At 44.8% G+C, this 11,247-nt stretch carries 5 protein-coding genes and 1 other RNA gene; 1 reads left to right on the top strand and 5 read right to left on the bottom strand.

Going from position 1 to position 11,247, the window contains the following annotated elements; translation table 11 throughout:
* Positions 1–34: 34 nt before the first annotated feature.
* Complete coding sequence (gene addA, locus ASU35_RS09520) at positions 35–3,610, bottom strand: helicase-exonuclease AddAB subunit AddA (RefSeq protein WP_058352792.1); 3,576 nt, start codon at positions 3,608–3,610, stop codon at positions 35–37.
* Positions 3,597–6,971, bottom strand: coding sequence for a helicase-exonuclease AddAB subunit AddB (gene addB, locus ASU35_RS09515; RefSeq protein ID WP_172794625.1), 3,375 nt, complete (start codon positions 6,969–6,971; stop codon positions 3,597–3,599). Before addB ends, addA begins: the two co-directional genes overlap by 14 nt.
* 81 nt (positions 6,972–7,052) lie before the next feature.
* Here addB and ASU35_RS09510 point away from each other — a divergent pair, with 81 nt between their 5' ends.
* Positions 7,053–7,490 (top strand): hypothetical protein, encoded by a 438-nt coding sequence (locus tag ASU35_RS09510; RefSeq protein WP_058352790.1) that lies wholly within the window; start codon positions 7,053–7,055, stop codon positions 7,488–7,490.
* Here the strand turns inward: ASU35_RS09510 and ASU35_RS09505 are convergent.
* The 3 genes from ASU35_RS09505 to nagE all read right to left on the bottom strand — a co-directional run bounded on the left by ASU35_RS09505 (position 7,487) and on the right by nagE (position 11,192).
* Positions 7,487–9,406: an NAD(+) synthase gene (locus tag ASU35_RS09505; protein WP_058352789.1), complete on the bottom strand. Its 1,920-nt coding sequence runs from the start codon at positions 9,404–9,406 to the stop codon at positions 7,487–7,489. The two genes, ASU35_RS09510 and ASU35_RS09505, sit on opposite strands and share 4 nt — an antisense overlap.
* Positions 9,407–9,477: 71 nt before the next feature.
* Positions 9,478–9,659: non-coding RNA, 6S RNA (ssrS, locus tag ASU35_RS18700), on the bottom strand.
* Positions 9,660–9,722: 63 nt separating this feature from the next.
* Positions 9,723–11,192 carry an N-acetylglucosamine-specific PTS transporter subunit IIBC gene (gene nagE, locus ASU35_RS09500; RefSeq protein WP_058352788.1) on the bottom strand — a complete coding sequence of 490 codons (1,470 nt, stop codon included), beginning with the start codon at positions 11,190–11,192 and terminating at the stop codon, positions 9,723–9,725.
* Positions 11,193–11,247: the final 55 nt, after the last annotated feature.

Below are 11,247 nucleotides of genomic sequence, written 5' to 3'. Positions count from 1 at the left end.
TTATATCAAAAATCTGGACGGGGGTGTTCATAATTTATTCATTCATGCGTTTGTCGTGAGGTGCGATGGTTTCTCCCAGATAGAAGGAATAGATGTAGCACTCTGCCACCTTTTTCCCGGTAAGCTGCTCCAGAGCTGCTTTATAATACTCCAGCTGGCTTTTATAACGTTTTATCAGCTCATCACCACTGGCTACCCGGTCCGTTTTATAATCCATCAGGATAAGCTGCCCCTTTTCTTCAAAGAAGCTGTCAATGACACCCTGCACCAGTACCGTTTCCTCGCTCTTAAGCTCTGGCTGCAGCTTACTTGCCGGAAGTCCGATAACAAAGGGCTGTTCCCGGTAAAGCTTTCCTTCTGCTTCTGCTTTTTTCATCCTCTGCCCCAGCTTAGAACTCAAGAACCAGGAAAGCTTCTTTGTGCTTATAAGGGAAAGCTCCTCCCTGGAAATCCTTCCTGCCTCTACCAAAGCTGCAAGCTCTGTCTCCAGACCATTTTTTTCTGCCTGAAGGAAGGAAAGATTTTCCATAACCCTGTGGTAAACAGTTCCACGGAGGCTTCCACTCTTTTCCTCCCTTGCCTGGATAAAGGAAGGAATGTAGGCCTCCTTTTCAACAAGCTCCTCTAAAAGCTGTCCTTCCTCTTCCTGTCTCTGCATGGCCTGCTGTTTCAATTCAGAAACAGTAAGTTTAGATTTAATTTTTTCTTCTACTGTATAAGGGTATTGGAAGCTTATATATCTTTCTGCTTCTATTTGTTCCTCTTCACTCCAAAGCTCCCTTTGTTCCAGGGAAAGGAGCTCTGCCCTTCTTTGCTCACCAGATATCCTGGCAGCTACTGCCTCAAAGCTTAATTCCTCTTCCGTAATATACTCTACCCGATAGCTTAGCTTATCTACAGGCTCCTCCTGCCAGGTAAATACTCTTGGCATAATTAAATCCAGATAGTTTCCGGCCCCGGCACGCTGGGAAAACAAAAGAGGCTCCGCCTGCTGCCATTTTAGCTGTGCCTTTTCCACATCCTTTACACAGCCAGTTAAAATAAGCTTTTCCCGGGCACGGGTCATGGCTACATAAAGCACCCGGAGCTCCTCACCCATATTTTCCAGGTCTGTCTTTCTTTTCATGACCTGCTTTAAAAGCGTCGGTGATTTTGTCCGCAGCTCACTGTCAATATAATCCGGCCCAAGCCCCAGATCAGGATGCATCAAAATCCGTTCTCTCGTATCCTGCTTATTAAAGCCTTTTCCCATAGCGGCTAAAAATACCACCGGAAATTCCAGTCCCTTACTCTTGTGGATACTCATAATAGACACCGTGTCCTGATTTTCTCCCAGCACGAAAGCCTCACCAAAATCCACCTCATACTGGTGAAGCCTCTCAATATACCGGTTGAACTGGAATAAGCCTCCATAGCTGGTCTTTTCAAAATCGGCCCCCTTCTGTAAAAGCATATCCAAATTCGCACAACGGGCCTTCCCACCCGGAAGAGCCTTTACATAGTTATAATAGCCTGTCTCTTCATATATAATTGTTAAAAGCTCATAGATTCCCACGATTGGCACCAGCTTACGGAGCCTGTTCAAGAGAGTCAAAAAGTCCTGTACCTTCTTTTGCCCTTCGGCAGCTGAAAGGCAGTCATACAGTTCTCCTTCTTTATCAATACATCGAAGAGCCGCCAGCTCCTCATCAGAAAAGCCACCGATATTAGAGCGTAACACTGCTGCCAGAGGGATATCCTGCCTTGGATTATCAATAATTAAAAGAAGATTTAACATTGTCATTACTTCTACAGCTGAAAAGTAGCCAGTCTGTGTTGCTGCCCTTGCTGGAATTCCTTCTTCCTTTAAAACATTCACCAGCTCCTCTGACCATCCCTTCATGGAACGCAGAAGAACTACCATATCCTTATAAGGAATATTTTGCTCCTCATGGAGCTTCTTCATCTGTCTGGCAAGTATTTTTCCCTCCAGCTCCTTATCCGTTACCTCTTCTGAAGACTGGGCAATCAAAATCTCACAGTCCTTCCAAAGACCGGCTTCTTCCTCTGTCTCCTCCAAAGCCGGCCGTCCCGGGTAAAGGGCTGCAGCTGCATCATAATCAATATTTCCCAGATCCCTTTTCATAATGCCAAAGAATATGTAGTTGATAGCCTCCAGAACACTTTCCCGGCTTCGGAAATTCTTCTTTAAGTCTACCCGTACATAGTCCCCCTTCTCCTGATAGGTATTAAATTTTTCCATAAAAAGCTCCGGCCGTGCTAAGCGGAACTTATAAATACTCTGCTTTACATCACCCACCATAAAAACATTCGGCCGGCCAAATTTTTCCTGAGATATACTGTTAAGCAAAGTCTCCTGTACCAGGTTACTGTCCTGGTATTCATCAATCAATATTTCTTCATAATAGTGGCTAAGCTCTACCGCTGTCTGGGTTGGAAGTATTAAAGCCCCACCCGTAGCTTTGTTTTCCAGTTTTTCCGGCTCCTTCGTCAGAATCTTTAAAGCATAGTGCTCCATATCATTAAAATCCAGAAGATTTTTTTCCTCCTTCTTTTCCTGATAAGCCTCCATAAAAGCCAGCGTCAGGTCAAGAAATGCATTCATTGCCGGGGCTGCCTTTTTAATATCCGCTATCATTTCCTCCATCGGCTGAAAATAATACTTTTCCTTTAGCCCATTTATCGCTTTTTTTACACTATCTCTGAGAAGCTTTACTGCCTCCCGCTTCTCCGTGTCAACACAGTCATCTTTTTTTGCAGAAAGCTTTGCCCAGGAAATCCTTTCCAGAAAATGCCCAATAGACGGGTAGTCCTCTGCCTTACAAAGCCGCTCCAGCTGTTCTGCATCCGAAAGCAGAGCTGCTTCGTACATATATGGTCCATCGGACATCCCGGCAAGCTCCAGGGCTGTCTTATTCACTTCCAGGCAATCTCTGATTTCTGTCTTTAAAAAGCCCACCAGCTCCTTCTGCCAGTCTGCTTCAAAAAAATCCTCTTCCTTTTCCACAGAAAAATTCTTTCTCTGCCCTTCTATCCACAGCTTCGGCCACGGATAGCTCATCGCAAAATCATACAGGCGATACACCAGCTTTTCAATGCTTTCATCCCTTTTTCCAGCAGCATAGCTTTCCACAAAGGACAGATATCCTGGACTTTTTTCTGCATAAAAGGCTTCTACTACCGCTTCCATAGCTTCGCCCTTTAGCAGCAGAAGCTCCGTTTCATCTCCCAGCCGAAAGCCCGGATCCAGGTCAATTTCATTAAAATAATCCCGAATCACACCAAGACAAAAGCTATGAATTGTTGTAATCCTTGCATTATGAACCAAAGCTGCCTGCCGTTCCAAATGGACATTATCCGGCTCTAAAAGAAGTCTCTCCTCAATAGCCCGGCTAATCCGCTCCCGCATCTCCCCTGCTGCTGCATCGGTAAAGGTCACAATCAGCAGGTGGTCAATATCTACCGGATGCTCTCTGGAGGAAATCTTCTCTAAAATCCGTTCTACTAAAACTGCAGTCTTTCCTGAGCCGGCCGCCGCAGATACTAAAACATTGCAATTTCTTAAATCAATGACCTTCTGCTGATCCTCGGTAAATTTAACCTTCCCCATAGATTTCCCTCCAAACCTCTTCCTTTGATTTCTCTCTAAGCTTTCGAAAGGCATAGCCCTCCCGCTTTTTATCAAAGCCACAGACAGCTCTGTAGCTGCAGTAATCACAAGCACACTTGTCGCCCAATTTATACGGATTAATCCTTGTCGTTCCCTCTTTTATCTCCTGCGACAATTTCTGCACCAGCTTCTCCGTATAGGCAATCAGCCGTTCAAAGCCTTCCGTATCTGCCACACTGGAGCCCTTGGAAAAGCTTCCGTCCTTCAGGGTCTCTACTGGTATTACCTGGGACTTTACCGATGGTGAAAGCCCCTCCTCTCCGGCAAACTGTCTGTCCAGCAACGGAAGAATCTCTTTTTCTCCGTTTACAAGACCGCTCATTTTAAGCTCCTTTAAAATTGCATGCTCCACCTTATCCTTTGTATCCTTATCCACAATCGGGTCATCCAGATTATAGTAAAAAATACCGGCAGGCACCATCTGCTTATCCGGATAGTTTCGACCTGCCTGCTCCATCGCCGCATGGAGATAAACTACCAGCTGTAGCTGCAGCCCATAGGATAAGTCTACAATATCAAAGGCCTTATGTCCTGATTTATAATCAATGATTTTTACATATACTTCATTTTCAGCCTCATATAAATCCAGACGGTCAATCCGTCCATAAAATTCCTCTGAAAAAGTCACCTCGTACCCTGATGGCACAAAGCTTCCTGCTCCCAGCTGCTCTGTCAGTACCTTAAGAGTTCTCTTCATAATACGCTTGATTCTGGTCAGCATATAGGCATTCCGGCTGCTGCTTTCAAAAATCCGGTTACCATACTCTATGGCAGCCTCCTCTACACAGCGTTCCGTAAGGCTCTCCCGCATTTCCTCTGTTACCTCTTCCCAGGAAAGCCCTTCCTCCTTAAGATGACCCGCGAATCGCTCCAGTGCTTCATGAAAAATATTTCCCATATCAGGAGCCGCCAGCCGGAACAGCTGCCGTTCTCTCAGCTTAAGTCCATAGCTTATAAAATGTGAAAAGGCACAGGCCGCATACTGCTCAAGCCTCGTCACGCTACCTTTATTTTCCTCACCATATAAAGCTTTGGCCGCTGCCTGGCTGATTTTACTCTCTGCTGCCGGTGTAAGTGCTGCCTCAATATAAGTAATTAAATTTTGTTTTAACTTTTTGTTTTTTAAATACCAGCCTATCAGTCCCTGCCAGAAACGCTCCTCCTCTGCATCCTCTATCTTGCCGCCTAATGCCAGTCCTTCCAGCAGATAAGTGAGACCTCCATCGGCTCCCAGACGCTCCTCCAGCCAGTCCTCCGGCTCCTTAGCTGCATCTGGAAACATCCGGCTGATTTTTCCAATAAGATAGGAAGGTTTTCTCTCCTTTCCATCGCTTCCACAAAAAGCATAGGTCATATACAGGTACCTTTCTGCCTTTGTCAGATTCAGGTAAAGATAAAACTGTTCTGTATAGATGCTCTCCCGTTTGGTCGGTGCCAGCTCCACCTGGCTTTCCTTCAAAAGCTCCCGTTCCATATCCGACAGGATACCGCCACCCCCAGAAGCCTTCGGCACCATTCCATCATTTACCCCCAGGAAAAACAATGCCTTAATATCCTTAAGCCGGGTCCGTTCCATATCTCCTACTACAATCTGATCAACACCGGCAGGAATCAGACCAACCTTTGCCTTGGAAAGCCCAGTTTCCAAAAGCTCCCGGTATTCCTTAAGACTTACCTTCTCCTCTCCTAAAAGCTCTACTGCCTGCTCAAAGATTTCACAAACCTGCTGGTAAACCTGCCCATACTCCTTTGCTGCCAGAAGATTGCCTGCTTCTTCAAAGTCCCTCTGATATGCTAAAAGCTTTTCGTAAGCATGAATAGAAAGGCCAAACTGATAGAGCCCCTCCGTGTATTCCCTTACCGTTCTTCCCCGTTTGGAAATCTTTTCCCACAAAGGTCTAAGAAGCTCTATAATTTCCTCTCTTGTCTCATCTAAGGCTGCCAGCTCTTCCTCTGTCATCCCTTTTAAGCTGCGGGTAAATGGACTGTTCCACCGCTCATAGCCCCGGACTCCCAGTGCCAGTACATAGTTTTCCAATTTATCTAGCCTGTCTGCCTCAATAGAAAGCATTCCACTCCGCAGGCAATGAAACATACTCTCATAATCAAAGCCTTTGGAAAACAGCTCCAGAAGTCCACTCAGCAGACGGCAGTAAGGATTTTTCAGAATTTCCCGTTTATTGTCCATAAAATACGGAATCCCGCATTTCTTATATTCCTCTTCAATCAATCTTCCATAGCCCTCCAGATCTCCCGTTACTACAGCAATATCCCGATAACGGAAGCCTTCCTCACGAACCAGGTGCAATATCCTTTGTAGGCTATACTTAACCTCCGCCCGCGGATTTTCTAATCCACGAATACAGATATTTTCCTGTTTTTCCGAATACTCTTTAAAATAAGGCCGGAACAGATTTCTTTCCAAAAAGCCCAGGGCAGGCTCCTTACAAAAGCGATAAAGCTGGCCATGTAAGGTTTTAGGATACACTGGGTCACAAATCTCACAGCCCACCTTATCCGAAAGCTTCCTAAGGCGTCCTATTGTCTTTTTGCTCAGATGAAACAGCCGGAAATCCTCCTTAAGACGGGTGATATCCTCTCTTTCATCTATAGCTACGGTTACATAGACATCCTCTGCCTTCTTAAGAAGCTTTTCAAGTACCTTATATTGGGACGGTGTAAAGCCGGTAAAGCCATCCAGGCACACAACACTGTTCGCCAAAAGCCGTGAATTCTCCATTACATCGTAAAGAACCTCCAAAATTTCTTCTGCTGTAATATATTTTTCCTGTATGTATTCCTGGAAACCTTTATAGATAAGCTGTACATCCTTAAGCTTCATGGAAAGCTGCGGCTTGTCCTTTGCCGCCTCCTCCATAGCTAAAAGCTCCTCTTCTCCGACGCTGTATAAAAACAGCTCCGACAAAAGAGACTTCATCTCATCAATAAAGCCCGGCTTTGTCAAATTTCCTTTAAAATAGCCCAGCTCATTTTTTTTATTTTCCATGACCTTGCGAAGAATCATGGTCTTTCCGATATCCTCTAATACCTGCCGCTCTTCACCAGCAGTCTCCTCGAAAATACGGCAGGCCAGACGCATAAAGCTTAAGATATCAATATTCATAATTCCATGCTGGGGATGCATTGCCACGAAATCCTTTTGTGCCGCCATCGTAAACTGCTCCGGCACAATTACTAAAAACTTCTTTTCCGGTCTTTTCATCGACTCTCCGATGATATGGTGATACAGCTCATAGGTTTTTCCAGCTCCGGAACCACCCAAAATAAGTCTAAGTGCCATTCTTTCTCCCTTCCCATATTTCTGGTATAAAATTGGCCAAAAGCCCATACATTGTAATATCAAACGATTGGAGGTCTTTCTATGTCCAAAACCCGTATTGTCGTTCTGCAAATGAAGGAAATCATATATACTGGTATTTTTGTTGCCCTTGGTGTATTTCTGGTGCTTCTTTTAGTCCTTATGTTTCATCCAGGTAAAGAAAAAGCACCGGAAGCCTCTCAGACAGAGCCTGTCTACCGTGCCGGTATCTATACCACAGAAATTGCCCTCGGACAGACTGTCTTAAATCTGGAAGCTTATATTGATGAAACCCATATAAAAGGAGCAAGGCTGGTAAATTTAAGTGAAGAAGTGGAAACCATGTATCCCCTGCTTTCTCCTTCCCTTGAAGATATTTCCAGCCAGCTCGCAAAGGGTGTTGCTATTGAAAATGTTGTACTCTCTAACGAAAACCAGTATACACAAGCTCTGCTTTTATCTGCCCTCCAGGAGCTTTTGAAAAAAGCAGAAAACAATTAATCCACACTAAGCCCCTCAAGCTGCTCCAGCCAAAGTGCCACGCAGGCATCACTTGGCATCCTTAAATCTCCTCTCGGAGATAAGGAGACACTGCCTACCTTCGGTCCATCCGGCAGACAGGAACGCTTATACTGCTGGGCAAAGAAACGGCGGTAAAAGGTATAAAGCCATTTGTAAACTGTTTTTTTATCATAAATTCCATCAAAGGTTTCTACTGCCATCCTGTATATCTTTTCCGGCTCATAGCCATATCGGAGCATATAATACAGATAAAAATCATGCAGTTCATAAGGGCCTACGATGTCCTCTGTTTTCTGGGCAATCTCGCCCTCCTTTGGCGGAAGCAGCTCCGGACTGACCGGTGTATCTAAAACATCATAAAGAACTGACCGCAAAGCTTCATTGTCTGTGGCTTCTGCATAATAGCTTACCAGATACCGGACCAGGGTTTTTGGCACAGAAGCATTGACTCCATACATGGACATATGGTCACCGTTGTAGGTAGCCCAGCCCAGAGCCAGCTCTGACATATCGCCGGTTCCGATTACCATACCACCACAGGCATTTGCTATGTCCATTAAAACCTGGGTTCGCTCTCTTGCCTGGGAGTTTTCATAGGCTACATCGTGGGTATGGCCATCATGACCGATATCCTTAAAATGCTGCTCTACCGCCGCATTAATCCGTACCTCACGGAGGCTTGTATGGAGCTCCTCTGCCAAAATTAAAGCATTCTGATAGGTTCGGTCTGTTGTTCCAAAGCATGGCATCGTTACAGCCACAATTCCCTCACGGGAAAGTCCCAAAGCATCAAAGGCCCGAACTGTCACTAAAAGAGCCAGGGTAGAATCAAGTCCACCGGAGATGCCAATAACAGCCTGACTACAGCCTGTATGCTCCAGACGCTTTTTTAATCCCATTGCCTGCATACTCAGAATCTCATCACAAACCTTATCACGGATTTCCTTTTTATCCGGCACAAAAGGCCGCTTTTCAAAGACTCTTGTAAGCTCTGTTTTTTCTATTTCCCAGGAAAATTCAATTCTTTGGTATTCTTCACTTCCCTGTTGTACATAAGTCGATATCCGCTGTCTTTCACTGATTAGCTTCTCCAAATCCAGTTCTGAAACAGCCATCTTATTTTTAAAACGCTCTGCCTCTGCCAAAAGGCTTCCATTTTCTGCTATCATATTATGGGCTGAAAATACAACATCTGTCGTAGACTCTCCATCTCCTGCATCCGCATAAATATAACCACAAACAGCCTTCGCTGACTGCCCCTTTATTAAATCCTTACGGTAGTTACCCTTTCCTGCTGCCTCATTGCTGGCTGACAGATTGGCAATCACAGTAGCTCCTGCCATAGCATGATAGGAGGACGGTGGAATCGTCACCCAGATATCCTCACAGATTTCCACACCCAGTACAAAATCCGGAAGCTCCCGGCAGGCAAATAAAAGCCGGGTACCAGCAGGTATCATTTTCCCTCCTACTTTTACCTGTCGTACCACTGCAAAGCCCGGTGTAAAATGTCTTCCTTCATAAAACTCCGAATAATTAGGAATCGCTGTCTTTGGTACCAGTCCCAGTATTCCTCCTCTATAAAGCACCGATGCCATATTGTAGAGCTTCCCATCCAAAAGAAACGGCAGTCCTACTACCGCCAAAAGCTCCTTATCCTTCGTTGCCCCGGCAATCCGCAAAAGCTCCTCCCTCGCACTGCGAAGTAATCTATTCTGTAAAAACAGGTCTCCGCAGGTATAGCCGGTGATACAAAGCTCTGGAAATACTAAAAGCCGGATTCTCTCTTTCTCCCCTTCTTCTATTATCTTTATAATCTTATCTGCATTGTACTTACAATCGGCCACTCTAACCTTTGGCGTAGCCGCAGCCACCTTTACAAAGCCCTGTTTCATTTTTCCTCACTTTCCTTCCTTTTCTCATTCAGAAAAAGGCAGCTTATATAAGCTGCCTTTGTCATCTTTTGTAAAGTCCCAAAATGCCGGTTCCTGAATTTTGACTCCTAGCCCAAGCTAGGTGGGTTACCGCACATAAGCCCTCTGTCTTCCACTGCATACGGAGGCCTGACATACTCTTATTGATATAGGTGTCCCTTTTAAAGTAATGTAGGTTCAAAATATCAGGAGTTATCGAACATCCCAGGAATCTTTCTGAGGATAGTATACCACCATTTCCTCACTTTATCAAGAATTTTGTTATGTAATTATTTGGTTATTCGCAAAGCTTTTTAAATTCATCTGCAACAAACTGTACCTGTGTACCAACGATAACCTGTACACTGGTCTTGCTTGGACGAACAACACCCATTACACCTGCAGATTTAATCTTTTTCTCGTTAACCTTGGTATAATCAACAATTTCCAGTCTCAGACGGGTAACACAGTTATCAATGGAAGTAATATTCTCTTTTCCGCCAAGACCTTCCAGAACGATTTCAGCTACCTTAGTAAAATCGTTATTTGCGAGAGTTGCATTCATTTCTGCATCGCTGACATCATCCTCCTCACGTCCCGGTGTCTTTAGATCGAATTTTGTAATCAGGAAGCGGAACAATACATAATAGATAGCAAAGAATACAACACCCTGTACTAAAAGCATCCATGGCTGTTTTGCCATTGGAAGACGAGAGCTTAATACAAAATCAACAAAACCGGCAGAGAAACCAAAGCCAGCCATCCACTGCATTGCTGCTGCGAAAGCCACGGAAATACCGGTTAATACAGCATGAGCCAGGTAAAGTCCCGGTGCAAGGAACATGAAGGAGAACTCCAGAGGCTCAGTAACACCGGTAAAGAAGGATGAAAATGCTGCTGCCAACAGTAAACTGGACGCAATTTTTTTCTTATTATTCTTAGCCGTATGATACATCGCTAAAGCTGCTCCCGGAAGACCGAACATCATAACAGGGAAGAAACCTGCCTGGTACATACCTACGGTATAATTTCCTACAATACCATTGCAAGCCAGAAGCTCTTCTGTTGGTCCCCAGAAGTTTCCGATATCATTGATACCTGCCAGATTCTGCCAGAATACCTGGTTTAATGCATGGTGAAGCCCGGTAGGGATTAAAAGACGGTTAAAGAAGGCATAAATACCAGCTCCAAGTGGTCCTAAATCCTTAATAGCAATACCAAAGCTAACAAGTGCACCATAAATTACCGGCCATACAAAGAATAAAATAATGGATACTACAAGCATGGCAACAGAAGTCACAATCGGAACACATCTTCTACCGCTAAAGAAGGCCAAAAATTGCGGAAGCTTCGTTTCTCTGAAGCGATTATAGCAGGCTGCTGCTACCAGACCGGAAATAATACCGGTAAAAGCATTTACGATTTTACCAAAAGCTCCCGGTACTTCCTCTACAGGGATTCCCTTTAGCATAGCAACCGTTCCGCTGGATAACATGGTTGTCACTACCAGGAAAGCAACAAGGCCAGACAATGCTGCTGCACCGTCATTTTTCTTTGCCATACCTACAGCTACACCTACTGCGAAAAGCCATGGAAGATTGTCAATAATAGCTCCTCCGGCTTTAATCAGGAATGCTGCCACCGCACTGTTAGCACCCCAGCCGCTTGGGTCAATCCAATAACCGATACCCATCAGGATAGCGGCTGCCGGTAATACGGCTACAGGTAACATCAAAGATTTACCTAACTTCTGAAGATATTTCATCATAGAATATCTCCTCCTTTCATTAATGCATACATTTATTTTTTAGAGGGTTTCCCCA

It is taken from the genome of Acetivibrio ethanolgignens (assembly GCF_001461035.1).
Taxonomy (GTDB): Bacteria; Bacillota; Clostridia; order Lachnospirales; family Lachnospiraceae; genus Velocimicrobium; species Velocimicrobium ethanolgignens.
Note: the sequence above shows the minus strand (reverse complement) of the source record. Positions and strands in the feature narration are given on the sequence as shown.

What these genes read in the sequence shown, in the direction of transcription:
- addA (WP_058352792.1), bottom strand. Translation starts at nt 3,610, where the DNA reads ATGGGGAAGGTTAAATTTACCGAGGATCAGCAGAAGGTCATTGATTTA.
- addB (WP_172794625.1), bottom strand. Translation starts at nt 6,971, where the DNA reads ATGGCACTTAGACTTATTTTGGGTGGTTCCGGAGCTGGAAAAACCTAT.
- ASU35_RS09510 (WP_058352790.1), top strand. Translation starts at nt 7,053, where the DNA reads ATGTCCAAAACCCGTATTGTCGTTCTGCAAATGAAGGAAATCATATAT.
- ASU35_RS09505 (WP_058352789.1), bottom strand. Translation starts at nt 9,406, where the DNA reads ATGAAACAGGGCTTTGTAAAGGTGGCTGCGGCTACGCCAAAGGTTAGA.
- nagE (WP_058352788.1), bottom strand. Translation starts at nt 11,192, where the DNA reads ATGATGAAATATCTTCAGAAGTTAGGTAAATCTTTGATGTTACCTGTA.